This is a genomic window from Streptomyces akebiae, from assembly GCF_019599145.1.
GTDB lineage: Bacteria > Actinomycetota > Actinomycetes > Streptomycetales > Streptomycetaceae > Streptomyces > Streptomyces akebiae.
This window is the reverse complement of sequence record NZ_CP080647.1, coordinates 169,164-194,364: the sequence shown is the minus strand read 5'-3', so window position 1 is coordinate 194,364 and position 25,201 is coordinate 169,164. Positions and strand designations below refer to the sequence as shown.

Genomic DNA, 25,201 nt, shown 5'->3' with positions numbered 1-25,201 from the left:
CCGCGATGAGTGCTCCCGTCGTGGTCGGAGTGGACGGCTCGCCGTCCAGCCTGGCCGCCGTGGAGATCGCCGCGCGCGAGGCCGCCCTGCGCGGCGTCGGTCTGCGTCTCGTCCATGCCTTCGGATGGCCCGGCGCCCATGTGCCGTCGGGCGTTCCGCCCTGGAATCCCACGGGCGCGGGCCTGCGCGCGATGGTGGACGGCACGATGACCGAGGCAGAGCGGCGGGCCCACACCGCGGCACCCGGTGTGGAGGTCACCCGTGAGGTCGTCGCGGGCGAACCGGTCCTGGTGCTGGAGATCGAGTCGCGCACCGCCGGGCTCCTGGTGGTCGGCAGTCGGGGAACGGGCACGTTCGCGACCCTGCTGCTCGGCTCCACCTCCGCGCACCTGGCCGCCCACGCGCGCTGCCCGGTCTTGGTGGTGCGCGGCACCTCGGATCCGGCGGATCCCGTGCTGCTCGCCGTCGACGGCTCCCCGACGGGCGAGGGCGCCGTCCAGTTCGCCTTCGCCGAGGCCTCGGCGCGCGGTACGGACCTGGTGGCGCTGCACGTGTGGAACACCCGGACCGAACGCGTCTACGACGGTGCCGCCGATCCGCCCTTCGTGACGTACGACGAGGGCCGGCTCCGTGACGAGGAGGAGCGGGTGTTCGCCGAGGCGCTCTCGGGGATGCGCGAGAGGTACCCGGACGTGACCGTGCACCGCCGGCTGGTCCGAGGACGGGTGCGGGCCTCGGTGATCGAGGCGACCGCGCAGGCTCAGCTCCTCGTGGTCGGAGCACGCGGGAAGGGCGGCTTCGCCGGTCTGCGTCTGGGGTCGGTGAGCCAGGCCGTGCTGCACCACGCGCACTGCCCCGTCACCGTCGTCCGCCGGGCGAAGGACTGACAGTCGAAGGACCGAGGGGCGGACGCACCGACGCCGCGAGCCCTCGTACGGCCCGGCTCACCGAGCGGGCGGGAGGCCCGCCGGCTGCCCCCGCGCCGGCGGTCGCCCGCACGGTGGCCACCCGCGCCCGCCCCCGCCCGCCTAGGTGTCGAGGCCGACTCGCCGCCCGCGTCGCGTACATCGAGGGCTTCGCGAGGGGCGCCCCCGAGCACCGGGTCGTGTCTCGGCGACGTGAGGGCAGGACCGGGCCGGGTGTCAGGACCGGGCCCGACTCACCGGGGCAGAGGCAGCGCACTCTCGTCCAGCACCTGCCCCACCGACCGGCGTGGTGAAGCAGGGCCTTCCGGGCCGTAGCCGAGACGGAGCACCATCTGGGCGTGGGCGCGGCGGTCGCCCGCCGGCGGAACCAGCTGCTCGCGCAGGTCCGGCCATTCCAGGGCCTGGTGCAGCAGGGAGGCCCGCAGCCCGCGGGCGGTGGCCACCAGCAGGACGTGTTCGAGAGCCTGTCCGGCCCGCAGCCAGTCGGCCCTCCGGTCGTGCGCGGTGAACAGCACGGCGATCGACGGCCGCTTCTCGAAGGGGCGGCTGGTCAGTGCGGAGGGGTGCCGGTGGGCGCCGAAGTCCCGCAGCGGAATCCGCTCGCGGAAGTCCTGCGGGCCCACTGCAGCGGGCGGCATGCCGAGAGACGCCCCATTGGGCTCGTGCACCCAACGACGGCTCTCCACCGCCCTGTAGGCGTCGGCGGTGTTGCGGTGCTCGGCCTCACGCGTGAGCCGTAGCAGCCGTTCCGTCGCGCCGGGTGCGGGACGACTCAGCAGGGCGCCCTCGCTGTGGGCGGCCTCGGCGAGCTCCGCCGCCACCGCGGTGGGCACGGGCACGTCGGAGAAGGGGAACCGGCTGCTGTGCCGGCGCCACAGCGCCTCGTACAGCCCGGGAAAGGGGGTGTTCCGCACCGGACCGCCGAATCGTACGGTGGCGAGCAGATCCGGTTCGTCGGGCCGGGGCAGCAGCCGTGTCACCGGCTCCCGGCCGAAGTGGGCCACCGCCACCCGCAGGTTGAGGACGGCGCAGCCGACGGAGAGGTGCAGCGCACGGCCGGTGGGATCGATGTGGCGCAGGCCCCGGTCCGCGGCGGCCCGGATCTCCAGTGTCACGGTGTCCGGATCGAGCCGGAACCGCCAGGGCTGGGTGTTGTGGATGGAGGGCGCGGCCACGGCCGCCGAGATCAGAGTCTCCAGCGCCCGGGCATCGAGGGTCTCGGACCACATCGGATACTCCTCCCCGCTCCGTGTGCGCGGAGCCGCTGGGCCTCGGAGGTGGACCCTGCCCAGTGTGCTGGCCCCGTGTCGGGCGTGGCATGGGCCGTACGGCCCCGGCCGGTGCCGGTCGGCCCGGTCTTCGAGGCACCGCGCGGCAGTGGGGGCCGAAGGGCCCGACGAAAGGACTGTGCGGCCCTCTGCGGGGGAGGCGGTTCTCCGCGAGGCTACGGCACAGCAGGATCCAGGCCCGAGCGCAGGAGGTACGCATCATGCTTCGGCACGTGACCGCAGGAGTCGACGAATCGACCGAGAGTCTGGCCGCCGCCCACTGGGCGGCCAGGGAAGCGCTGCGTCTGGGCGCCGAGTTGAGGCTCGTGCACACCTGGGCGTGGCACCCGCGTCCGCCCGCTTCCGTGCCGGCCGACGTCAGCGAGCGCCACTGGGCCGAGCGGACGCTGGACCGGGCGGTCGTCAGCGTCCGCTCCGCGCACCCCGGACTGCGGATCGTCGACCGGCTCGTCGCGGACTCCCCGGTGAACACGTTGCTGGAGGAGGCGGACAAGGCGGACCTGCTGGTGCTGGGCTCCCGAGGCCTGGGCGCGGTCACGGGGTTCGTCGTCGGCTCGGTCTCCCAGCGCCTGGTCGGCAGGTCACCGCGTCCCGTGGTGCTCGTCCGGGCCCGGCAGACACTCGCCGACGACCACCTCCCGGCCCCGGACGGCATCTCGCCCGACGAGATACCGGAGACCCCCTACCGGGACGTCGTCCTCGGGCTGGACACCTCGCGCCCCTGCGACGAACTCATCGAGTTCGCCTTCGCCGCCGCCGCGCGTCGCGACGCCCGGCTCCGTGTGATCCACGCGTACCGGCTGCCGACGGCGCACACGGTCGACGACAGCTCCGTACCGACGCCGGCACCCGAGCTGGTCGCGGAGCGGGAGCGCGCCGTCGTCGCGACGCTGCGCCCCTGGTGCGAGAAGTTCCCCCGGGTCCCCGTCGTGGAGAGCGTCGTGCGGGGACGGGCGGCCACCGAGCTCGTCCAGGCCGCGACCGGAGCCGGGCTGATCGTCGTGGGGCGCCGGACGCGGGACGCTCACCTCGCCGTCGGTCCGCACATCGGCCCGGTCACCCACGCGGTACTGCACCACGCGGGCTGCCCCGTCGCCGTCGTCCCGCACCCCTGAGCCGAACCGGCGACGCGGGTGGTCGACCCCTGTTCCCGGCCCCCGTTCCCGGCCGGTTCTGTCGACGGCGCATGTCGCACGGGTGTCCCGATCGGCGTCAGACGTCGGCCTCGACGCCCGTCACGTCGGCCTCGACAGCCGTGAGGCGGATGCCGGTGACCAGATCCGGGCGGATACGGACCGCGTGGTCCATGGACCCGCTCACCCAGGGCCGCAGCATCGCCTGATAGCGGGCCAGCTCCTCGGGATCGGTGACCGGGCGGGCGTAGCCCGTGACGACCACGCTCCAGCCGAGGTGGGTCTCCGGGTCGATGGAGTCGGCCTCGTACGCCACCACGACGCCCAGGTCGTCCGCTTCCTGGGCCCGCGCGGTCAGCGCCGTGCCCTCGTGCGTACGGATGACGATGTCGCCGTCGTCCAGCACATGGTTGACGGGGCGGACGGTCGGCAGCGCGTGCCGGGTGAAGACGATCCGCCCGAAGGACACACTGCCGAGCAGCCGCAGCGCCTCGTCGCTGTCGAGGTCGACTGACCGCCGGGGCTTGGCGGCTCCGTTGTGGTTGCTGATCGGCATCGTGATCTTCCGCGCGGGTGGGTGTGTGTGCTGACGGATTTCGGCTCGGGCGGCCTCCATGGAACGGCGGCCGTCCGGGTCGCGGTAGGGCCGTTCGGCCCCAGACCTCGGGCGATCCGGCCCCGGTCCCGGGCGAGAGCCCCGTCGGGGCCGCTCAGCTCGCCAGCCCGGAGCGGCGCGACGTGCCCGGTGCCGGGTCCGCGGACGTGTCGGTGTCGTCGATCCGGTGGTCCAGGTCGGCGGATACGTCGACCACTCCGTCGACACCGCCGCACAGCCGCACGACGACCGGGACCAGGGACTTGCGCTCGACGGTGCCACGGAGCGTGACGCGCCCGTCGACCACCCGCACCAGGATCGCGTCGGGCGCGATGCCCAGGGTGCGCAGCAGGACGTCCGCGTTGATCTCCTCGCGGATGGCGCGGTCGCCCCGCAGGAAGACGCGGAGCAGATCGGCCCGGCTGACCAGCCCGACCAGCCGGCCGGCCTCGTCGACGACCGGCAGCCGCTTGACCCGGTGCCGCTCCATGACCTGGGCGGCCTCCACGACCGTCCACTGCGGCCGGGCGGTCACGGCCGGACTGTTCATCAGTCCCGCGGCCGTCGCCGCCTCCGCCTTCGCACGGGCGGCGGGTTTCGGGTGCAGCACCGGCAGCAGACCGGCCGGATCCAGCTGAGCGGCCTCCTTGCGCAGCAGGTCGGCCTCGGAGACGACGCCCACGGGACGGTCGTCGTCGTCCACCACCGGTACGGCCGTGATGTCGTACTCGGCGAGCAGCTTGGCGATCTCCTTGAACCCGGTGTCGGGACGCACCCGGACGACCGACGTGGTCATGAGGTCGCTCACCATCCGGTGCCGCATGGCTCTCGCCTCCTGAGGACGCTCGTGTTTCTCCAGTTGCCTTCCCACCCACTGTCCGCCGCCGCCGGACCGGCCTCCATGGGCCGGTCGGCCCCGGGCGGGGACCTGCGGCCCCTGCTCCCGGGGCCCCCGCTGCCACGACGCTGCCATCGGGGAGCCCGGCCACGAGGCCGGGGTGACCGTCACGGTCGCCGGTCCTCGCCCGAACCAAGCGCAGTTCCCGACCCCGTGAGGAGCACACCGTCATGACCGTTCGCGTCGGCATCAACGGCTTCGGCCGTATCGGCCGCACCTACCTGCGCGCCGCCCTCGGCCGCGCCGAGGCCGGCACCCAGGACGTCGAGGTGGTCGCGATCAACGACATCACCTCGCCTGCCACGCTCGCGCATCTGCTGGAGTACGACTCGACGTTCGGGCGCATCGGACGCGAGGTCGTCCACGACGACAGCTCCATCACCGTCGACGGCCGGCGCATCACTGTCACCGCCGAACGCGACCCCGCCGCCCTTCGCTGGGCCGACCACGGCGCCGACATCGTCGTGGAGTCCACCGGCCGCTTCCGCGACCGTGAGTCCGCCGCCCTGCACCTGAAGGCAGGCGCCCACACCGTGCTGCTGTCCGCGCCGGGCAAGAGCGTGGACGCCACCATCGTCATGGGCGTCAACGACGACACCTACGACCGCCACCGCGACCGGATCGTCTCGGCCGCGTCCTGCACCACCAACTGCGTCGCCCCGATGGTGAAGATCCTCGACGACGCCTTCGGCGTCGAGCGCGGCGTGATGACCACCATCCACGGCTACACCAACGACCAGGCCCTCCTGGACGGCCCGCACAAGGACCTGCGCCGCGCGCGCTCGGCGGCGCTGAGCATCATCCCGACCAGCACGGGCGCCGCCCGAGCCGTCGGCCTGGTGGTGCCGGAACTGGCCGGCGCCCTGGACGGGATAGCGGTCCGGGTACCCGTCGAGGACGGCTCCCTGACCGACCTGGCCGTCGTGCTGGAGCGCGAGGCCACGGTGGAGGAGGTCAACGCTGCGTTCGAGACGGCCGCCGAGGGCCCCCTGCACGGCATCCTGCGCGTGTCGAAGGCCCCGATCGTCTCCCGTGACGTGATCGGGGACCCGTCGTCCTGCGTCTTCGATCCGGCCCTCACCCAGGTCAACGGCACCCTGGCCAAGGTCTTCGGCTGGTACGACAACGAGTGGGGCTACACCAACCGCCTCCTCGACCTGACCGCCCTGGTCGCCGACGACTGAGGTCCACCACGGCAGCACGGCCGAGGAGCGGGACCGAGGGCCCCGGCCGAGGAACGACCACCGAGGACGCACGGGGGCACGATCCCCCGTCTGCCGCCGTACCCGCGTCGCGCGGGACGTGTGGCCCGTAGGGGGTGTTTCGAAAGTCCCGCACAGCACCCACGGCGCCCGGCACGCTCCCCCACTCTCGGCTCCGCTCGAGCGGGAGGGACCCCCACCGCCGCACCGGCCGAAACCCCAAGTGCGTCCAGTACGAGGGCTTTCGTCCGGCACGCCGCGAGCACGCACCGGACACCGCGGGCACCGCACAGGACTTTCGAAACACCCCCCAGGCTCGACACGACGACGGGACGCCCACGGGCTCCGCGCGGCTTCGCCGCCGAGGCGGCCTCGCGGAGCCCGACGCATCGGAGGACCGGATGCGCGATCGGATCTGGGAGTACCAGGGATACGACCCGGGGCAGGAGGGCCTGCGTGAAGCGCTGTGCACCCTCGGCAACGGCTATTTCGCGACCCGTGGCGCACTGCCCGAGTGCGGCGCCGACTCCGTGCACTACCCGGGCACCTACGCGGCCGGCTGCTACGACCGGGTCACCTCCGAGGTCGCGGGCCACCACGTCGAGAACGAGGACATGGTCAACCTGCCCAACTGGCTGCCGCTGCGCTTCCGCCTCGCCGGCGAGGACTGGCTGACCCCGGACGGCCCCCGGCTCCTCGACCACAGCCTGGGGCTCGACCCGGGGACCGGCCTCCTGGAGCGCCGTTCCACGTACGGCGTCGGCACCGGCCGTCGGCTGCGGATACGGCAGCTGCGGCTGGTGCACATGGCGGATCCCCATCTCGCGGCGATGCGCACGGAGTTCACCGCCGAGGACTTCACGGGCGAACTGGAGGTGGAGGCCGCCCTGGACGGCCGGGTGCGCAACACCGGAGTGGCGCGCTACCGGGACCTGGAGACCCGGCACCTCGTGCACGTCCACACCGACTCGGCGGACGCCGACACCGTGTGGCTGCGCTGCCGCACCAGCGCCTCGGACATCCGAATCGGCATGGCGGCACGGACGGTCGGCGCGAACGGCGAGACCTCCGAGGCCCGCCACCAGGGGCGGCGCGCGGTCCAGCGGTTCCGCCTCGCGCTCGCGCCCGGCCGCACCGTCACCGTGGACAAGACCGTCTCCCTGTTCACCTCCCGCGACCCGGCGATCGACGACCCGCTGCAGGCGGCCGTCGACCGGGTCGGCCACGCACCCGGCTTCGACGAGCTGCTGGAGTCCCACCTCACCGCGTGGGACCTGCTGTGGCGCCGGGCGGACCTGGAGGTGCCGGGGAAGGCCGGCCGCGTCCTCCGGCTGCACCTGTTCCACGTCCTGCAGACCCTCTCCCCGCACACCGCGGACCTCGACGTCGGCGTCCCCGCGCGCGGGCTGCACGGAGAGGCCTACCGCGGGCACGTCTTCTGGGACGAACTGTTCGTCCTGCCCTATCTGAACCTGCACTTCCCCGAGGTCTCCCGGGCGCTGCTGACCTACCGCCACCGCCGCCTGGAACGGGCCCTGGCCGCGGCCCGGGAGATCGGGCGGACCGGTGCCATGTACCCCTGGCAGAGCGCGAGCGACGGCCGGGAGGAGACCCAGCAGCTGCACCTCAACCCGCGCTCGGGACGCTGGCTGCCGGACCACTCGCACCTCCAGTACCACGTGGGGTCGGCCATCGCCTACAACGTGTGGCGGTACTACGAGGCCGGCGGCGACACGGAGTTCCTGCACACCAAGGGCGCCGAGATGCTGCTGCAGATCGCCCGCTTCTGGGCGAACGCGGCCACCTGGGACGAGGGCCTCGGCCGCTACCGCGTCCGTGGTGTCGTCGGGCCCGACGAGTACCACGAGGCCTACCCCGGCGCCGACCGGCCGGGGCTCGACGACAACGCCTACACCAACGTCACCGCCGCCTGGGTTCTCGCCCGCGCCGGTGAACTGCTGCAGACGCTCCCGCGGCCGCGCCGCCTCGAACTCGCCGACCGCACCGGCTTCGACGGCGGCGAACTCGAACTGTGGGAGGACGTCTCCCGCTCCCTGCACGTGCCCTTCCACGACGGCGTGATCAGCCAGTTCGAGGGGTACGGCGAGCTCGCCGAACTCGACTGGGCGGCGTACACGGCGAAGTACGGCGACATCCGGCGGCTGGACCGGATCCTGGAGGCCGAGGGCGACACCGTCAACCGCTACAAGGCGTCCAAGCAGGCCGACGCGCTGATGCTCGGCCTTCTCTTCTCGCCCGCCGAACTGCGCGCCCTCTTCGACCGGCTCGGGTACCGGCTGGACGACGAGACCTGGCGGCGCACCGTGGACTACTACCTGGGCCGTACGTCCCACGGCTCCACGCTCAGCGCCCTCGTGCACGGCTGGGTGCTCGCCAGGGCACGGCGCGCCGAGGCATGGACCTTCGTCCAGGAAGCGCTCGCCGGGGACATCGCCGACCTGCAGGGCGGCACCACCGGCGAGGGGATCCACCTGGGCGCCATGGCGGGCACCCTCGACCTCGTGCAGCGCGGTCTGACCGGACTGGAGACGCGCGGCGACACGCTGAGGCTCGACCCCGTACCGATGCCGGAACTGTCCGAGTTCGGGTTCTCGATCCGTTACCGGGGCCACTGGGGCGTGCACCTGCGGCTGCGCTCCGGACAGCTGCACATCACCGTGCCCGACTCCGACCGCGACCCGATCGTCGTCGCCCTCGCCGACCGCACCGTCTCCGTCGCGCCGGGGGAGTCCCGCACGCTCGTCCTTCCCGACTGAGGAAGCCGCCGGAGCGGCGCCGGAGCGTGAACGGCCGCCGGGTCATGCGTCCGGGATTCCCCGGGCCGCAGCGGCCCGGGTGTCCGGGCACCCGGGCACCCGGACCTTCGTCACCCCCGATCCCCGATGGACCTGGGATTCTGAACTACCTTGAGAACATGGAGGGTTGGGGGAAACGTCATTCCGGTACCGCGGAGACATCGGTACAGGCATGCGACGGCTGGTGCCGCCCCGGTGCTCGCGGCGGCGGTCACCCGCGGTTCCTGAGGACGAGTACCGCGACGAGCGGAGAGATCGTGACGCATGCGAGGGCACGACTGGTCTGCGGAGGCGTGATGATCTGCGCCGTGCTGCTGGCCGGCTGCACGGGCGGCGGCAGCGGTCCGGCCGGGGAGACGACGGGGACGTCGAGTCCCGAGGGCGGCGGCAGCGGGACCGCCGGGGACACGGGCACGGGAAGCGACGCCGGTGCCGCGCTGCCCGCCGCCTCGCCGACCGAGACGGCGGACCCGTCGAAGCAGCCGCACACCGCGGCCGAGGCGCGGGCGCTGGTGCGGAAGGTCATCGCCGATCCGGACTTCTTCGGAGCGGGGACGGTACCGGCGACGCCGTACGAGAGCGATCCGGACACCTGGGCCGTGCCGGGCGAGGACTGCGCATGGCGGCGGTCGAGCCTGCCGAAGGACGTACTGGCCACGCTCACCCGCCATTTCGACGTGCCCCTGGAAGGTACCGAGGCGTCGGCGCGGTTCTCGACCACGGTCACGGTGCACCGGACGGCGCTGGACGCGGTCTGGGAGCAGGCCGGGATGCTGGAGGAGGCCGTCACCTGCCCGACCAGACACTGCGGCCGGGCGAGCGGTTGACCGGTCTCTCCTCCGTCGCCGTCGCGTGGGGCGAGAACGCCAACACGACCAGCGACGACTCGCTGTCGGAGACGGGCACATGCGTCAGCGACACCAGGGGCGGCCCGTACCAGTACACGTGGACGCAGTCCGTGTTCGGCTCGGTCGTGGTCTCCACGTCCGTGTGCGGACGGCAGGAAGCCACCAGGAACGAGGCGGACGTCATGGTCCGGATGCTGCTGCGGGTACAGGAGGCGATCGGCAGCCCCAGCGGGGCCGGTTCGTCCTCACCCGACCCGGCCGCCCCTTCCTACAGCCCGGGCGTCGAGGACAAGAAGGGCGGCGAATGATGGAACGACTGCTGCCCACCGACCCCTCCCGCCTCGGCGGCAACCGCCTCCTGGGTCGTCTGGGAGCCGGCGGCATGGGCGTCGTCTATCTGGCTCGCACCGGGACCGGCGACCTGGCCGCGGTGAAGGTGATCCAGCCCGAGTACGCCGACCAGGCCGAGTTCCGGGCTCGCTTCCGCCGTGAGGCGTCCGTCGCCGGACAGGTCGACAGCCCCTGGGTGGTGAGGGTGGTGGGCGCCGACACGGAGGCGGCCGCGCCCTGGCTGGCCACCGCGTTCGTGCCCGGACCTGCCCTGGAGGAGGCGGTCGCGGCCTGCGGCCCGCTGCCGGACCGTGCGGTACGGGTGCTGGGCAAGGTACTGGCGGGAGCCCTGGCCGCCGTGCACGGGGCGGGTCTGGTCCACCGGGATGTCAAGCCGGGCAACGTCCTGCTCGCCCTCGACGGACCGCGCCTGATCGACTTCGGCATCGCCCGCCCGACGGCGGCCGACGAGACCGAGCTGACCTCGGACGACATGGTGGTCGGCACCCCCGGTTTCCTCTCTCCCGAGCAGGCGCGGGCGCAGCGGGTGGGCTCGTCGAGCGATGTCTTCTCCCTGGGGTGCGTGCTGGCGTACGCGGCCACGGGACGCCCGCCGTTCGGTACCGGCGCCTTGGACGCGTTGCCGTACCGCACCGTCCACGACGAGCCCGGACTGGACGGTGTCGCGGACGCCGAACTGCGGGCGCTGCTCGGCCGCTGTCTGGCGAAGGAGCCGGAGCGCCGGCCCACGGCCCGCGAGGTGGACGCGGCACTGGGCCACCACCGCCGCAGCCGGGCGCATCCTCCGCTCCCGCCCGGACCCCGAAGACCGACCGAACCTCGCACTCCGCCGACAGAACCAGGGCGAGGACGTCGGCCACTGCCGGGGTGCCATGGCGCTCCCGGGCCGTCGGACTCGTCCGGTCAGGGCCGACCGGCCCCATACACGCCCCCGGACAGCCCATGGGACCACCTCCCGGTCCGCTGGATGCTCGAAGTGTCACCGGCCCGGAGGAGAACCTGCCATGACGGACGACCTGCTCAGCCGCCCCCCTGTCCACGCCCTGCTCGCGGACGGCACGACCGTGCGCATCCGGGCCGTGGAGCGAGGCGATCACGAGCAGCTGCAAGGACTCTACGAGGAGATGTCCCCGGAGAATCTGCGGCTGCGGTTCTTCGCGGCGAGCCGGCGTTCCGCCGAGCTGGCGGCGGACCGGGCCTGCGCCCCACCTCGTCCGGGCTACCGGGCGCTGCTGGCGGAGCGAGAGGGCCAGGTGATCGGCCTCGCCGAGTACGAGACCGGTGAGGACACCGCCACCGCCGAGATCTCCATCGCGGTCGCCGACGGACTGCACCACCGGGGCGTCGGAACCCTGCTGATCGAACACCTCGTCTCGGCCGCCCGCGCGGAGGGGATCGTCACCTTCACCGCCGACGCGCTCAGCGAGAACAGCGAGGTGCTCCGGCTCTTCTCCGACCTCGGGCTGCACATGTCCCGCAGCTTCGACGGCCCCGAGGTGCGCTGCACCATCGCCCTGACCGAGGACGACACCTACCTCACGGCCGTCGAGGCCCGCGGCCGGGCCGCCGACGTCGCCAGCCTGGAGCCGCTGCTGCGACCCCGTACCGTCGCCGTGATCGGCGCCGGCCGCAAGCCGGGCTCCGTGGGACGTGCCGTCCTGCACCACCTGCGGACCGGCGGCTTCACCGGACGGCTGTTCGCGGTGAACCCCGCCGCCACGTCCGTCTTCGGCGTGCCCTGCCACCCGTCCGTCTCCGCCCTGCCCCGCACCCCCGACCTCGCGGTCGTCGCCGTACCCGCCGCCGCGGTCCCCGCCACGGCCGAGGAGTGCGGCAAGGCCGGCGTACGGGCCCTGCTCGTCGTGACGGCGGGCCTGGACCGCGACCAGGCGCGGGCCCTGATGGCGGCCTGCCGCTCACACGGCATGCGCCTGGTCGGCCCCAACTGCCTGGGCATCTCCCACACCGACCCCGCCGTCCGCCTCGACGCGACCTTCGCCGTCGGCCATCCGAGCCCCGGCACCGCCGGTGTCGCCGTGCAGTCCGGCGGGGTGGGCATCGCGCTGCTCGACGGGCTGACCCGGCTCGGCATCGGGGTGTCCTCGTTCGCCTCGCTCGGCGACAAGTACGACGTCAGCGGCAACGACATGCTCCAGTGGTGGGAGAGCGACGGCCGCACCGACCTCGCCCTGCTCCACCTGGAGTCCTTCGGCAACCCCAGGGCGTTCTCGCGCACCGCGCGCCGGGTGACCCGCCGTATGCCGGTGCTCACCGTCGACGCGGGCCGCACCGAGGCGGGGCGCCGGGCCGCCGCCTCGCACACGGCCGCCGCCACCCCGACCATGACCCGCAGGGCCCTGTTCACCCAGGCCGGCGTCACCGCCACCGGCTCGGTCGGCGAACTCCTGGAAACCGCCGCCCTGCTGCACTCCCAACCCCTGCCGAAGGGCTTCCGCGTCGCGGTTCTCACCAACGCCGGAGGCGCCGGCGTCCTGGCCGCCGACGCCTGTGTGGAGGCCGGACTGCTCCTTCCGGCGTTCGCCCCCGAACTCGTCGACGACCTGCTCACCCTGCTGCCCGGCGGCGCCTCCGTCGGCAACCCCGTCGACGCCACCGCCGCCGTCACGGAGGAACAGCTCAAGGACTGCGTGGAACGGGTCCTGCGGAACGGCGGGATCGACGCCGTGCTGCTGGCCCTCGTTCCCACGGCGGTCGCCGCGGCCACCGGCGACGACCTCGTCAGGGCACTCACCGACGCCCGGGGTCCCCGGACCAAGCCGGTCGCCGCGGTACGCCTCGAACAGGACCTTCCGGTCCGGCTGCTGCCCACCACCGGCGGCGGCACCGTCCCGTCCTACGCCGAACCCCAGGCCGCGGCCCGGGCCCTGGCCCACGCCGCCCGCCGCAACGCCTGGCTCGCCCGCCCCGCCGGAACGGTGCCGGACCTGGGCGGCGTCGACGCCCAGCGCGCCCACGACCTGGCCGAGACGTTCCTCGCCGCCCATCCGGAAGGCGGCTGGCTCGACCCGCGCACCTGCGCCGACCTGCTGTCCTGCTACGGCATCCCGCAGATCCCCTGGGCCTGGGCCGAGACCGAGGACGCCGCCGTCCTCGCCGCCGACCGGCTGCGCGGCCCCGACGGCCGGGTGGTCATGAAGGCACACTGGCCGGGCCTCGTGCACAAGAGCGAACAGCGCGCGGTCCACCTCGATCTCCAGGGCGACTCCCAGGTCCGCGCCGCCTTCCGCGACTTCGAGACCCGGTTCGGCGACCTGATGGACGGCGTCGTCGTCCAGCCGCTCGCCCCACGCGGCACCGAACTGTTCGCCGGTGTCGTCCAGGACGAGGTCTTCGGCCCGCTCGTGCTGTTCGGACTCGGCGGCACCGCCACCGAAGTCCTCGGCGACCACGCCGCCCGGCTCGCCCCGCTCACCGACCACGACGTCCACGACCTGATCACCGCCCCGCGCTGCGCCCCGCTGCTGTTCGGGGCACGCGGCAGCGGACCGGTCGACCTCGAACGCCTGGAACGGCTGCTGCTGGGCCTGTCCCGCATGGCGGCCGACCTGCCGCAGCTCGCCGAGGCCGACTTCAACCCCGTGCTCGCGACCTCGGCCGGAGTCTCCGTGCTCGACGCGCGGGTACGCCTGCTGCCCCGCAGGCCCCATGACCCCTATCTGCGGCGCCTTCGCTGAGGGCTGAGGAGGGAACAGAGATGAAGCACGACAAGGTCGGCTCCGTGATGACGACGGACGTCGTCCGTGCCACGTACGACACCCCGTTCAAGGAGGTCGCGCGGCTGCTCGCCGACCACCGGATCAGCGGACTGCCGGTGGTCGACGACGACGAGAAGGTCATCGGGGTCATCTCCGAGACCGATCTGATGGCCCGGCAGGCGGAGACCCCCGACCCGTACGAGCCGCCCCGGCGCCTCCGCCTCGCCCCGCTGACCCACCGGGCACGACGGCAGGCCGCCAAGGCGCGAGCCCGTAGCGCCGGCCGGCTGATGACCGAGCCGCCGATCACCGTGCACGCCGAGGACACCGTCGTCGAGGCCGCCCGGACCATGGCTCAGCACCGCGTGGAGCGGCTGCCCGTCGTGGACGAGGAGGAGCGCCTCGTCGGCATCGTGACCCGGCGCGACCTGCTCCAGGTCTTCCTGCGGCCCGACGACGAGATCCGCGACATGGTGATCCGGGAAGTGCTGGCGCGCACCCTGTGGCTGGCCCCGCACAGCATCGACGTGGCGGTGGACCAGGGCGTCGTCACCCTCTCCGGCCACATGGAACGCAAGAGCGAGACGGAGATCGCCGTCTCCATGACCCGCCAGGTCGACGGAGTGGTCGGCGTGGTCGACAAACTCACCTGGCGACTGGACGACGCACACATCGAGCCCGCCGGACAGGCGCTGCACGGAGTCACGGACCACTGGCTGCGCAGGCTGTGAAGCGCAGACCGTGAAAGGAGGCGTACCGCCATGACCGTCAAAGTCCTGGTCGCCTACGGGACGACCAACGGATCCACCGCCCGGATAGCCGAGACCATCGCCGAGACGCTCACCGAGGAGGGGCTGACGGCCGAGGCCCGGCCCGCCGAATCCGTCGTCACCCTGCTGCCGTACGACGCCGTCGTGGTCGGCGCCGGGGTGTATGCCGGGCGCTGGCAGAAGAACGCTCGCCGTTTCCTGCGCCAACACCGCCGCGAACTCCCGCTGCGGCCGCTGTGGCTGTTCAGCAGCGGGCCCCTCGACGCCTCCGCCTCCGAGCGGGACATCCCGCCCGTGCCCGGCGTCCGCAGGGCCATGATCCGCTTCGACGCCAGGGAGCACATCACCTTCGGCGGCTGCCTGGAGAAGGGCGCCAAGGGCTTCATCGCCCACCGGATCCTGGAGTCCGGCAAGGGAGGCGACTTCCGGGACTTTCCCGCGATCGAGGCGTGGGCGGGCCGGATCGCGAAGGAACTGCAAGGGGCACGGCAGGAGGAGAGGAAGGGCTGACACCGGAGACGAGCGGGCACGGTGCGGCGGGCGGCGGATCGCCCGCCGTCACCGTGTGCCCGGCGTTCCTCAAGCCGTGCCCCGGGCAGGTGCCTCACGGGGCCAGCGAGAAGTAGTTCTCCTCCTCCTGGTCGAAGTGCAGCCGCAGAACGCCGTACAGCCCGTACAGGCAGGCCCGCAGGTCGTCGAGGTTCTCCGGGCGGAGCCGGCCGTCCGCGTCGGTGAGGGCGAGGTGGGTGGCGACACGGCCGGCGAGACGGTCGATCTCGGCATGGGCCCTGCTCATCGTGGCCGTCGCCTCCGGGCCGCCCAGCGAGTCGGCGAGCGCCGGGTAGAGCTGGTGCTCCTCGGCGTGCTCGTGCGGCAGCAGCCGCTCGGTCAGCAGCCGGTGCACCTGCTCCACGGCCGCCCGCGCCTCGTCCCGCGGGGCCCCGGAGAGCCGGTCGGCCGCCGCGCGGACCGCCTCCACCACCTCGCGCAGGTCGTCGTGCTCGGCCGCGAACCGGTGGACCAGCTCCTCCGCGGTCGGCGTGAGCACCTGGACGTCCTCGCGGGCCGGGAGCAGCACGCGCAGGGCGTTGAGGATGACGGCCACGTCGATGCCCTCCTGGAGGAGGGCCCCGGCGGCCGGAGGCAGCAGCCCGAAGGCCGCCGCCACCATCGCGGCCAGCGACATCAGCATGCCGCCCAGCGCGCTCTGCACGGCGATACGGCGGGCGCGTACGGCGATGCCCATGGCGTCGGCGAGCCGGTCCACGCGGTCCGTGGTGAGCACGATGTCGGCCGCCTCGGAGGAAGCGCCGGAGCCCCGAGCGCCCATGGCGACCCCGACGTCGGCGGCGGCGAGAGCGGGTGCGTCGTTGACGCCGTCGCCGACCATCACGGTGACGGCGCGGTCGCGTTCGGCACGGACCGCCGCGACCTTGTCGGCCGGGGACTGCCCGGTCCGCACGTCGTCGAGGCCGAGGACGGTGGCGACCTCACGAGCGGGTGCGGCACGGTCACCGGTGAGCATCGTCAGCCGCCGGATGCCGGCCGAACGCAGCCGCCGTAGCGCCCGCGGGGCGTCCCGGCGCAGCGGATCACGCAGTAGGACGGCTCCGGCGACCTCGCCGTCGACGCTCACCCAGACCACGGACGCCCCGTCGAGTACCGCCCGGTTGTCGACGGCGCGAACCCATGCGGCGGCCTCCGCCCCGACGGACATGCGGCCCACCGAGAGCGCACGGCCGTCCACGCGGCCCGTGGCGCCCCGCCCCGGCTCCTCGTGGACGGCCGTCGGCAAGGACAGCTCCAGCCCCCGCCGGTGGGCCTCCTCGACGAGGGCCTGGGCCAGGACGTGCGGGGAGAACCGGTCGAGGGAGGCGGCCTGCCGCAGCACCTCCCTGGCGTCGAGCCCGGGGGCGGCGGCGACGTCCACCACCCGGGGGCGGCCCGCCGTGAGCGTGCCCGTCTTGTCCAGGACCAGGGTGCGCGCCCTGCCCAGGCTCTCCAGGGCGCCGCCGTCGCGGACCACCACGCCCCGGCGTGCGGTCCGCGACAGGCCCGAGACGATCGCCACCGGGGCGGCGAGCAGCAGCGGACAGGGCGTGGCGACCACCAGCACCGCGACCGCGGAGGTCGCCGACCCGCCGACCAGCCAGGCGAGCCCCGCCACGACCAGGCTCAGCGGCACGAACCAGGCGGCGTACCGGTCGGCCAGCCGCACCACCGGGGCGGTCTCGGCACCCGCCTGCCGGGCGAGCCGGACGATCTCGGCGTAGGCGCTGTCCTCCTCGGTGGCGGTGGCCCGCAGTTCGAAGGCGGCGCCCGCGTTGACGGCGCCGCTGCGCACCAGTTCGCCCCGGCCGTGCTCGACGGGCAGGGACTCACCGGTGAGCACCGACTCGTCCAGGACCGCGGACCGGTCCACGACCCGACCGTTCACCGGGACGACCTCGCCGGGGCCGACCACCAGCAGATCGTCCACCGCGACCTCGGCCAGCGCGACCGTGCGCACCACGGACCCGGTGCGGCGGCGCGCCGATCGCGGGGCGTGCCGCACCAACGCGCTCAGATCGCGGGAGGCCCGCCGCCGCGCCGCCGTCTCCAGCGCCCTGCCGGTCGCCAGCATCACCGCGATCAGTGCCCCGGCCAGGTACTCGCGCACGGCGAGTGTGCCGCCCAGGGCCAGGACGGCGATCACGTCGACGCCCGCGTGTCCGTGGTGCAGGGCGCGCAGAATCCAGATCACCGAGGGCGCCACCGCCGCCACCGTCCCGGCCGCCCAGCACAGATCCGCCGTCTCGGGCGCGTCCGCCAGCCAGGCCACGCCGCCGGCCACGAGCGCCGCCGTGGTCACCGCCAACAGCAGCGCGTCCGCTCCGTACCGAGCCAGTCGCACACGCGTCATGAGCCGGCCTCCTCGCCCCGCCCGACGCGGCTCCGCTCGCTGGACGGGCCTTCGGCCGGCACAGGGCTCCGATCCCAGCGTCTCGCGCGAGCGGCGTTCCGGCCCGGGGACGCACGGACCGGGCAGGAGGACGGATGGCCCCTCCCCAGGCGCCCACCGGCCCAGGACGCTGGAGGCGGATGGTTCACGAAGGGCGGAACACCATGTCCGTGTCGTACGAAGTCCCTGCTCCCGAGCTGCCCGCTCCCGCGTTCCCCGGCCACGCGGCCTTCCGTCTCGCCCGCGCCGCCACCTGCGCGCCCTCGATCCACAACACCCAGCCCTGGCTCTTCGTCGACGCGGGAGGGGACCGGGGCTTCGAGGTGCACGCCGACGCCGCGCGACGGCTGCCGCTGACCGACCCGGCCGGCCGGGAGATGGTGATCAGTTGCGGAGCCGCGCTGTTCAACGCACGGGTCGCGGTACGGCACCTGGGCTTCCGGCCGGTCGTGACGCCGCTCCCGGATCCCGCGCGTCCGCCCTTCCTGGCCCGCGTCCGCTTCGGCACCCACCTCCCCGAGTCCCGCGAGGCCATGCTGATGGAGCGCGCGGTGACCCACCGGCACACGCACCGCGGGCCCTTCGGCCCCGAGCCCGTGCCGTGGTCCCTGATCGAGGAGCTGCGTGCCCACGCGCGCGCGGAGGGTGCGCTGCTGCACACGGTCGACAACCCGGAGAAGCTGCGGATGCTCGCGCAGTCGGTGCGGGCGGCGGAGTCCGCGCACCGCGCCGACCCCGGCCATGTCTCGGAGGTCTCCGGCTGGTCCGGGCACGCCCGGCGGTCGTGGCTGGAGCGGGTGCCCCACGAGGCGTACCGCCTCAACCCCGACCGTCTGCTGCTCGCCGGTCGCGACTACGCGGGCCTGGCCACCGAGTGCGACGGTCCCTCACGGCGGTGGACCGTGCGGACGGGCACCGTCGTCGTCCTGTCCACCCCGCATGACACCCGACTGGACTGGCTGCGGGCGGGACAGGCGCTCCAGCGGGTCCTGCTGTACGCGGCGGTCCACGGTGTCGTGGCGGCCTTCCATACCCAGCCGCTCGAACTACCCGACTCGCGTGCGGAGTTGCGGGCCGGACTGACCGGGGAACGGCACCCTCAGCTGGTCCTGCGCCTCGGGCACTCGGCACGCGTGCGGACCTCACCGCGCCGGCCACCCGCAGCCGTGCTCCACTGCGGCCGGCCGGACCGAAGGTCCCCGGCGCGTGCCCGGTGGGCCCCTGACCGCCCGGGCACCGGACTGGGAGATTGCATCGAGGAGGTTCCCGGCGAGGAGCTCCCCGCCGAGGAGGTCTCCCCGGCGGGTCCCCGCGACTCGCGGAGGGGCGTGACAGGAGGTGCCGAGGATGGCTGACAGTCGTCACCGCACGACGCGGAGGGTGTGGCTGTGGCGCTGGCGGAGCAACCCGCTCAGGCGCCGCGACGACATCGTCGAGGCCTGGCTGCTCCTCGCGGTCTGCGCGCTCGCCGTCGCCACGGGTGCCTTCGTCGGCGCGGCGACCGCGCTCGGCGTGGAGCGGAACCTGAACGAGCGGCGGGCGGAGCGCCACCCCGTCCAGGCCGTCGTCACCGAGGACGCCCCCGCCACGGTCTCCGCGACCGCCGGTGCCGGCGGTCAGGTGTGGGCCGGGGTGCGCTGGAAGGCGGCCGACGGCTCCCTCCGGACGGGGTCGGCCCGCGTCGAGCCCGGCACGGACGGCGGAACCACGGTCCGGGTGTGGCTGGACCGCCATGGCAATGTCGTGCCGGCGCCCCTCGACAGTGACGATGCCATGTACCAGGGCGTCGCCCTGGGCACGGCGACCGCCGTGGGCGCCGCCCTGACCGTCTCCTGCCTCGGCTGGGCCGTCCACGGACGCGCCGAACGGAGGCGGATGGCGCAATGGGACACGGAGTGGGCGCGGATCGGCCCGCAGTGGGGACAGCGGACCGGTTGACGCGGGCCCGCCGTGATCGCTCAGGGGGGGGCGGCGTACACGACACGTACGTCCGCGCCCCGGGCCCGCAGCGACAGCGGGTCCGGGGCGTGCCCGGGACGCGCAGCATGTCGCCGAAGCTGGTGAAGATCACCTCGGGTCGGGTCGGGTCGGGCCGGGCCGCGTTCGGCCAAGGCCCGGTCCGGGGTCTCCAGCGGTGTCACGCAGACCGGGCAGCCGCGACCGTGGATCATCCGCATCCCGGCGGGCAGCAGCTCGGCAGCTCGGCGGGCAGCAGCTCGCCGATGCCCCGACGCACCAGAGTGTGGGTTGGCCCCCCGCACACCTCCACGATCCGCCACGGACGGGTGGCGGTGCCCCGCTGCTCGCCCAGCAGACGCCGGGCGAGCAGCGGGTCGCGGTATACGTCCGGGTACCTCATCCGGGCCTCGGCTGCTTGTCGTCGGGTTGCTTGTCGTCGGGTGACCGCACGCGCGGGTGCCGTCAGCGGTGCGAGAGGTCGAGACGGATGTCGACGACCCCCTCGACCGCCCGCACGGACCGGGCCAGGACGGGCACGAGCCCCCGTTCGGGCAGTGAACCGCCCAGTGTCACCACTCCCTCCGCGACGGTCACCGTGATCGCCTCCGTGGACGGGAGCGAGGTGAGCACGGAGCCGCGCACCTCCTGCGCGATCTCCTCGTCGGGGCGCAGGAACACCTTGAGCAGGTCACCTCGGCTGACCACGCCCTGAAGCATCCCGAGCGCGTCGACCACCGGGAGCCGCTTGACCTTCCGGCGCGCCATGATGCGGGCGGCCTCGGCCAGGGTGGCGTCGGGGTGGACGGAGACGGCGGGCGCGTTCATCAGCTCGCCGGCGGTCACCGCGCCCGCCTTGAGACGGGCCGCGAAGTCGCCGGAGGTGTCGTCGGCGTCCCGGAACTCCTCCTTGTGCAGCAGGTCGGCCTCCGAGACCACCCCCACGACCCGGCCCTCGCCCTCCAGCACGGGCAGGGCACTGACCTTCCACTGGTCGAACAGCTGGACGATCTCCTTGAAGGGCGCGTCGCGCCCCACGGCGACGACGGTGTGGGTCATCACGTCGCTCACGGTGTACGGCGAGTCAGGCATCGGGGCCTCCTTCAGGTACGGACGACGGTCAGGTCGAGGAAGTGGGCGGAGCACGAGATGCACGGGTCGTGGTCGCGGATCGCCCGCTCGCACAGGCCCGTCAGCTCCCGGTCGTCCGGGTCGCGGTCGGTGATGGCCTCCTGGGCGACGCGGAGCAGGTCGTCCTCGAAAGCCCGCGCGGGGCCTCGGTTCCCGACGCCGATGACGGCGATCCGACTGCCCTTCGTCACGCTCCTCACCGTGCGCCGGGACGCCCCGGCCCAGCAGGGGCCGAACGGCCCGTGGCCCTGGGCCGGTCTTCCTCGTCCCGGCCCCGGACCAGACCGCGTCGCCGGCGGACGGCGACGGGTCCGGGGGTCATGGCAGCCGCTCCGGCTCCCTGCCGCCCTGGTCGAGCCGGAACGGTGGGTAGACGTCCGTGAGCAGCGACGTGTACGCGGCGACCCGCAGCACCCACCGATCGAGACCGATCACCAGATCGAAGATGCCGCGCGGATAGACACCGGTGAAGAGCAGGGCGACCCCGGCGAAGAACGTCAGGAGCGCGATCAGCCCTCCCGAGGTCCAGGCGACGTGGACACTGCCCCCGATGATGCCCAGCACCAGGTAGTGGGGGATGGCCAGGAGCCACCACTTCACGAGGACCAGCCCTCGGGACAACTGCTCGGGGTACGCCACGTCCAGGTGTGCCGGGTAGTCCGGCACCTCGGCGAGCGTGAAGGGCGGGTAGCGGTCGGTGCCGAGGGCGGCGTACGTGTAGTAGGCCACCCGCCAGCTCCAGCGCAGCACTCCGGTGCTGAAGTCGAACAGAGGGCGTGGATAGCGGCCGGTGAACAGGATCGCGAAGAACGCCACCACGCCCACCAGCACGAACGCCACCCACAGGAAGACCAGGACGACGTAGTGGGGGAGCGCGAGCAGCCACTTCACCAGCCACAGCCAGCGGGACAGCTGTGGATCACAGGTCGCGGTCAGCCGGACCGGCTGGACGGGGCTCACACTCGGCGGGACTGTTTCCGATGCCATGGTTCTCGGTCCTTTCCCAGCGGTTCTCGGTCCCCCCACGGCATGTGCGGATCACTGCCGGTAGTGGCGGTGGTCGTCGTGCTCGCCGATGTAGTGGCGCTCCTCCAGGACGACCTCGCGTTCGCCGGGCCGCCGGACCACACCCGGGGTGCCCAGGAAGGCGATGAGTCCGAGGAAGCCGAACGCCATCAGGACGAAGCCGACGACGAACGAGCTGTAGCCGAAGATCAGGCAGGCACCGAGCACTGCCGCGCCGATCAGAATGAACGGGATCATGATCCCCTCCTGGAGCGAACCCGGGCCGTGCCCGGGACACAGGAGCCCTGGGGCGGACGGACCTCGGTGAGGTCCCCCGGTCGTGTCGGACGGCTCCTCGCTCCCAGCCTCGTCCGGACGGAGCCCCGGTCCCAGGGGCTGAACGGGTACCCGGGCGGGCCGGACGTCCCCCGCCGGGCCCGCCCGGTCCCGAGGGCCCTCGGGACCCGGACCGGGCGTGTAGGTGCCGGGGCGTGCAGGGGCCGGTCGGCCCCGCGCGAAGACCTGGCGGCCCATGCCCGTGGGCCCGGGACGGCACGACGCTGGCACTGACGAGTCGACTGGCACCGGCCGACGGTGACCGGTGGTCCGAATAGGGGAGGGACACGTCATGCTTCCGCCTGTAGTCGCCGGTGTGGATGGATCCGCGCAGAGCCTGGCCGCCGCGCAGTGGGCGGCGCGCGAGGCCGCCCGACGAGGGCGCGCCCTTCGTCTAGTACACGCCTGGAACTGGCAACCCCGCTCCTCGGAGGGCGAGGGCGAGCACGCGGCCCAGCGGTACCTGGCCCGGCGGGTCCTGCGCCGGGCGGAGGACCGTGTCCGTGCCGGGTGCCCCGAGGTACGACTGACCGACGAGCAGACCGAGGGCCCGGCCACCGCGGCCCTGCTGAGGGCCGCCGAGCAGGCCGAACTGCTGGTGCTCGGCTCGCGTGGACTGAGCGGTTTCACGGGCTTCCTGGTCGGTTCCGTCGCGCTGGGGGTGGTCGCGAAGGCCACCCGCCCCGTCGTCCTCGTACGGGCCGAGGAGGAGGCCGCGGACGAGCGTCTGCCCGGCGCGGACGGCGGCACGTCCACCCGGACCGGCTACCGGGACGTGGTGCTGGGTCTCGACCTCGACGATCCGTGCGACGAGGTGATCGAGTTCGCGTTCGAGGCTGCCCGGCTGCGCCGTGTCCGCCTACGGGTCGTGCACGCCTGGCAGACCCCTTCCGCGATCTCGCTGGGTCCCGGGGACATAGCGCTGGTGGACGAGAGGCGGCAAGGGGAGGAGTGGCAGGGGTTCATGGCAGCCGTGCTGCAGACGTGGCGGGACAAGAACCCCGACACGGACGTGCTGGAGACCGTCGCCGAGGGCAGGGCCTCGACCGCGCTGGTCCGCGCTGCCTCGGCGGCCAGCCTCCTTGTCGTCGGCCACCGCCTGACCGACCGGCCGACGCTCCCGCGCACCGGTCCCGTCACCCACGCCGCCATCCAGCACGTGCGCTGCCCGGTGGCCGTCGTCCCCCATGGGTGAGCCGGCCGCCTGTGCGGTGTCCCGTGGTGTCAGCTCCCGGAGGCGCCTTCGGCGAGCGCGGCCAGGGCGCTGTCGAGGCGGCGGGTGGCCTCCTCGGCGACGGGGCGCAGGGCGTCGAGTTCCGTCAGGGCGACCATGGTGTTCGGATCGAGCACCTGCACGGCGGTGTGGTCACCGTCGCCGCGGACGACGACGTTGCAGGGCAGCAGAAGGCCGATGGAGCGGTCGGTGTCCAGGGCACGGTGGGCGAGGGACGGGTTGCAGGCGCCCAGGATGACGTAGTCCTCCATGTCGTGGTCCAGCTTGGCCTTCAGGGTGGCCGTGACGTCGATCTCCGTGAGGATGCCGAAGCCCTGCTCGGCCAGGGCGTCGCGAACCCGGCCGACGGCGGTGGTGAAGTCGGTGTCGAGGTGCACGGTGCGGTCGTAGCGCATGGCGATGGTCTGCCCTTCCCACGAATTCAAAATACCCCCTGGGGTATTCACCGGCATCCAGAGTACTCTCTCGTCGGGCTAGGCGCTGCCCCGCGCAGCGGTCGAACGGGCGCGGTCGACGGGGGGCTCGTTCGGGGGCCGTGAGCCCGCTGGCTCGGCCTTCTTGTCGGCCGGGACCGGTCCGTCGACCCCGTGGATCAACCGGCGTGCGGGGCCGCGCGGCAGCAGGCGCCGACCGAGCGTGACCGCCGCCGCCGCTGCCACGGCCGTCCAGGTCCAGGGGCTGGTGAGCAGCGTCTGGCGCAGGCCGGGGGAGAGCTGCAGGCCGAGGACGAGGAGGCCCGTGACGGCGACGAACCAGCCGAAGGACTCGCGCAGCCTCTCCTGAGGGATGCTTCCGGCGAGTCGCCCTCCCAGGAGGCCTCCGACGACGGCGGCCGCGGTTACCAGCGCCGCGAACCCCCAGTCGATGTGGACGACGGCGAGGTATCCGGCTAGTCCCGCGAAGGACTTCATCGCGATGACGAGCAGTGAGGTGCCGACCGCGACGCCCATCGGCAGCCCGCCGAGGAGGGCCAGTGCGGGCACGACGAGAAAGCCGCCGCCGGCGCCGACCAGTCCGGTGACCAGGCCGACGGCGATGCCGTCCACGAGGACGTGGGGTACGGGGAAGTCGCGGTGCTCCGTCTCCGGCTGTCGCCGGCGCCCCCGGATCATGGCCACGGCGGTGGCGATCATCATGAGGGCGAACGCGCTGAGCAGGACGGTGTCGGGGACGAACACGGCCAGGCGCCCGCCCGCGTAGGCGCCGGTCATGCCGGCCAGACCGAACAGCAGTCCGGTGCGCCAGCGGACGCGTCCGCCGCGGGCGTGGGAGACCACGCCGGCGGCGCTGGTCACGCCGACGACGAACAGCGAGGTGGCGATCGCCTCCTTGGTCTCCATCCCCGCCAGATAGACGAGGACGGGCACGGTCAGGATGGAGCCGCCACCGCCCAGGACGCCGAGGGCGACGCCGATGAGCAGGGACGCGGCGATGACGACGGCGATCACGACGTGCCCCGCAGGGCGGCGACGACGGCGTCGACGTCGGTGCGCGGACCGCGGTTGTAGGGCAGCTTCGCCAGCAACATGCCCATGGCGCAGGTGTTCGTGAGGGCGGCGATCGTCAGTCCGGCGCCGACGGCTGTGCCGATGAGGTGCAGGCCGGGCAGGAACAGGCCCGCGACACCGGTGACGAGTACGAGAAGGCCCGCGACGAGACGTATCTGGCGCTCCAGGTCCCAGCGGTCCGGCCCGCGGGTGAGGGCACCACCGGCGGCTTCCCAGGCGGTGACGCCGCCGTCGAGTACGCGCAGGTTGGGCAGTCCGGCCTCGGCGAGCGCCTCTTCGGCCTGGGCGGCGCGGGCGCCGGAGCGGCAGATGAGGACGACGTCCTCGTCGAGGTGGTGGAGCAGCTCGGCGCGGTGTTCGCGCAGCGTGTCGAGGGGGACGTTGTAGGAGCCGGGTATGTGGGCGGTGCGGAACTCGCCCGGTGTGCGGACGTCCAGCAGACGTGGGGCGTCGCCGTTCCCGGTCAGGTGGCGCAGGGCGGTGGGGTCCAGTCGCGGTTTGTCGGCATGCGTGGTCATGGGTCTCCTCGGTGTGTCGCGCGGAAAT

25 protein-coding genes and 1 pseudogene are annotated in these 25,201 nt (G+C 73.5%); 13 read left to right on the top strand and 13 right to left on the bottom strand.

Annotated features, from left to right (window positions below):
• The first annotated feature begins 5 nt into the window (after window positions 1-5).
• Complete coding sequence (locus K1J60_RS00935) at window positions 6-887, top strand: universal stress protein (RefSeq protein ID WP_220644437.1); 882 nt, start codon at window positions 6-8, stop codon at window positions 885-887.
• A 272-nt stretch (window positions 888-1,159) separates the two neighbouring features.
• Here K1J60_RS00935 and K1J60_RS00930 read toward each other — a convergent pair whose 3' ends face one another.
• Window positions 1,160-2,155: an Acg family FMN-binding oxidoreductase gene (locus tag K1J60_RS00930; protein WP_220644436.1), complete on the bottom strand. Its 996-nt coding sequence runs from the start codon at window positions 2,153-2,155 to the stop codon at window positions 1,160-1,162.
• Window positions 2,156-2,415: 260 nt separating this feature from the next.
• Here K1J60_RS00930 and K1J60_RS00925 point away from each other — a divergent pair, with 260 nt between their 5' ends.
• Window positions 2,416-3,330: a universal stress protein gene (locus K1J60_RS00925; protein WP_220644435.1), complete on the top strand. Its 915-nt coding sequence runs from the start codon at window positions 2,416-2,418 to the stop codon at window positions 3,328-3,330.
• Between the two features lie 97 nt (window positions 3,331-3,427).
• Here the strand turns inward: K1J60_RS00925 and K1J60_RS00920 are convergent, their stop codons facing one another.
• Both K1J60_RS00920 and K1J60_RS00915 read right to left on the bottom strand, forming a co-directional pair.
• Entirely contained in the window at window positions 3,428-3,904 is a 477-nt protein-coding gene (locus K1J60_RS00920) for a pyridoxamine 5'-phosphate oxidase family protein (RefSeq protein WP_220644434.1), read from the bottom strand.
• Between the two features lie 154 nt (window positions 3,905-4,058).
• Window positions 4,059-4,766, bottom strand: a complete 708-nt coding sequence (locus tag K1J60_RS00915) for a CBS domain-containing protein (RefSeq protein WP_220644433.1) — start codon at window positions 4,764-4,766, stop codon at window positions 4,059-4,061.
• A 245-nt stretch (window positions 4,767-5,011) separates the two neighbouring features.
• Between K1J60_RS00915 and gap the strand changes: the two genes are divergently transcribed.
• The 8 genes and pseudogenes from gap to K1J60_RS00880 all read left to right on the top strand — a co-directional run bounded on the left by gap (window position 5,012) and on the right by K1J60_RS00880 (window position 15,054).
• A complete protein-coding gene (gap, locus tag K1J60_RS00910; RefSeq protein ID WP_220644432.1) occupies window positions 5,012-6,025 on the top strand; it encodes a type I glyceraldehyde-3-phosphate dehydrogenase in 1,014 nt (337 codons plus the stop codon).
• 419 nt (window positions 6,026-6,444) lie between these two features.
• Window positions 6,445-8,820 carry a glycoside hydrolase family 65 protein gene (locus K1J60_RS00905; protein ID WP_220644431.1) on the top strand — a complete coding sequence of 792 codons (2,376 nt, stop codon included), beginning with the start codon at window positions 6,445-6,447 and terminating at the stop codon, window positions 8,818-8,820.
• 296 nt (window positions 8,821-9,116) lie between these two features.
• Window positions 9,117-9,686 carry a hypothetical protein gene (locus tag K1J60_RS00900; RefSeq protein WP_259407498.1) on the top strand — a complete coding sequence of 190 codons (570 nt, stop codon included), beginning with the start codon at window positions 9,117-9,119 and terminating at the stop codon, window positions 9,684-9,686.
• A complete protein-coding gene (locus K1J60_RS45520; RefSeq protein ID WP_259407497.1) occupies window positions 9,683-10,015 on the top strand; it encodes a hypothetical protein in 333 nt (110 codons plus the stop codon). Before K1J60_RS00900 ends, K1J60_RS45520 begins: the two co-directional genes overlap by 4 nt.
• A pseudogene (locus K1J60_RS00895) lies at window positions 10,015-10,812 on the top strand (serine/threonine-protein kinase); the annotation flags it as partial. The gene K1J60_RS45520 and the pseudogene K1J60_RS00895, both read left to right, overlap by 1 nt.
• A 250-nt stretch (window positions 10,813-11,062) precedes the next feature.
• A complete protein-coding gene (locus tag K1J60_RS00890; protein WP_220644430.1) occupies window positions 11,063-13,753 on the top strand; it encodes a bifunctional acetate--CoA ligase family protein/GNAT family N-acetyltransferase in 2,691 nt (896 codons plus the stop codon).
• Between the two features lie 20 nt (window positions 13,754-13,773).
• Window positions 13,774-14,505, top strand: coding sequence for a CBS domain-containing protein (locus tag K1J60_RS00885; RefSeq protein ID WP_220644429.1), 732 nt, complete (start codon window positions 13,774-13,776; stop codon window positions 14,503-14,505).
• Window positions 14,506-14,535: 30 nt separating this feature from the next.
• Complete coding sequence (locus tag K1J60_RS00880; RefSeq protein WP_220644428.1) at window positions 14,536-15,054, top strand: flavodoxin domain-containing protein; 519 nt, start codon at window positions 14,536-14,538, stop codon at window positions 15,052-15,054.
• 94 nt (window positions 15,055-15,148) lie between these two features.
• Here the strand turns inward: K1J60_RS00880 and K1J60_RS00875 are convergent, their stop codons facing one another.
• Window positions 15,149-17,446: a heavy metal translocating P-type ATPase gene (locus K1J60_RS00875; protein WP_220644427.1), complete on the bottom strand. Its 2,298-nt coding sequence runs from the start codon at window positions 17,444-17,446 to the stop codon at window positions 15,149-15,151.
• Window positions 17,447-17,649: 203 nt separating this feature from the next.
• On the opposite strand from K1J60_RS00875, the gene K1J60_RS00870 reads away from it, so the two are divergent.
• Window positions 17,650-18,840, top strand: a complete 1,191-nt coding sequence (locus tag K1J60_RS00870; protein ID WP_220644426.1) for an Acg family FMN-binding oxidoreductase — start codon at window positions 17,650-17,652, stop codon at window positions 18,838-18,840.
• Window positions 18,833-19,423 carry an Rv1733c family protein gene (locus tag K1J60_RS00865; RefSeq protein ID WP_220644425.1) on the top strand — a complete coding sequence of 197 codons (591 nt, stop codon included), beginning with the start codon at window positions 18,833-18,835 and terminating at the stop codon, window positions 19,421-19,423. Before K1J60_RS00870 ends, K1J60_RS00865 begins: the two co-directional genes overlap by 8 nt.
• Before the next feature lie 20 nt (window positions 19,424-19,443).
• On the opposite strand, the gene K1J60_RS47025 is transcribed toward K1J60_RS00865, so the two are convergent.
• The 6 genes from K1J60_RS47025 to K1J60_RS00840 all read right to left on the bottom strand — a co-directional run bounded on the left by K1J60_RS47025 (window position 19,444) and on the right by K1J60_RS00840 (window position 21,835).
• Window positions 19,444-19,656 (bottom strand): hypothetical protein, encoded by a 213-nt coding sequence (locus K1J60_RS47025; protein WP_398683084.1) that lies wholly within the window; start codon window positions 19,654-19,656, stop codon window positions 19,444-19,446.
• Window positions 19,653-19,844 (bottom strand): hypothetical protein, encoded by a 192-nt coding sequence (locus tag K1J60_RS47020; RefSeq protein ID WP_398683083.1) that lies wholly within the window; start codon window positions 19,842-19,844, stop codon window positions 19,653-19,655. The genes K1J60_RS47025 and K1J60_RS47020 overlap by 4 nt, the downstream gene beginning before the upstream one ends.
• A gap of 62 nt (window positions 19,845-19,906) precedes the next feature.
• A complete protein-coding gene (locus tag K1J60_RS00855; RefSeq protein ID WP_220644424.1) occupies window positions 19,907-20,533 on the bottom strand; it encodes a CBS domain-containing protein in 627 nt (208 codons plus the stop codon).
• A gap of 11 nt (window positions 20,534-20,544) precedes the next feature.
• Window positions 20,545-20,763, bottom strand: coding sequence for a hypothetical protein (locus tag K1J60_RS00850; protein WP_317619688.1), 219 nt, complete (start codon window positions 20,761-20,763; stop codon window positions 20,545-20,547).
• A gap of 127 nt (window positions 20,764-20,890) precedes the next feature.
• The gene (locus tag K1J60_RS00845) at window positions 20,891-21,559 is read right to left on the bottom strand and encodes a DUF4389 domain-containing protein (protein ID WP_220644423.1); all 669 of its coding nucleotides are present in this window, start codon (window positions 21,557-21,559) and stop codon (window positions 20,891-20,893) included.
• Window positions 21,560-21,610: 51 nt separating this feature from the next.
• Window positions 21,611-21,835 carry a hypothetical protein gene (locus K1J60_RS00840; RefSeq protein ID WP_220644422.1) on the bottom strand — a complete coding sequence of 75 codons (225 nt, stop codon included), beginning with the start codon at window positions 21,833-21,835 and terminating at the stop codon, window positions 21,611-21,613.
• A gap of 370 nt (window positions 21,836-22,205) precedes the next feature.
• On the opposite strand from K1J60_RS00840, the gene K1J60_RS00835 reads away from it, so the two are divergent.
• A complete protein-coding gene (locus K1J60_RS00835) occupies window positions 22,206-23,108 on the top strand; it encodes a universal stress protein (RefSeq protein ID WP_220644421.1) in 903 nt (300 codons plus the stop codon).
• 29 nt (window positions 23,109-23,137) lie between these two features.
• On the opposite strand, the gene K1J60_RS00830 is transcribed toward K1J60_RS00835, so the two are convergent.
• From K1J60_RS00830 to K1J60_RS00820, 3 genes are all read right to left on the bottom strand, one after another.
• The gene (locus K1J60_RS00830) at window positions 23,138-23,542 is read right to left on the bottom strand and encodes a DUF302 domain-containing protein (protein WP_220644420.1); all 405 of its coding nucleotides are present in this window, start codon (window positions 23,540-23,542) and stop codon (window positions 23,138-23,140) included.
• A gap of 78 nt (window positions 23,543-23,620) precedes the next feature.
• Window positions 23,621-24,595: a sulfite exporter TauE/SafE family protein gene (locus K1J60_RS00825; RefSeq protein WP_220644419.1), complete on the bottom strand. Its 975-nt coding sequence runs from the start codon at window positions 24,593-24,595 to the stop codon at window positions 23,621-23,623.
• Window positions 24,592-25,173: a rhodanese-like domain-containing protein gene (locus K1J60_RS00820; RefSeq protein ID WP_220644418.1), complete on the bottom strand. Its 582-nt coding sequence runs from the start codon at window positions 25,171-25,173 to the stop codon at window positions 24,592-24,594. The genes K1J60_RS00825 and K1J60_RS00820 overlap by 4 nt, the downstream gene beginning before the upstream one ends.
• Window positions 25,174-25,201: the final 28 nt, after the last annotated feature.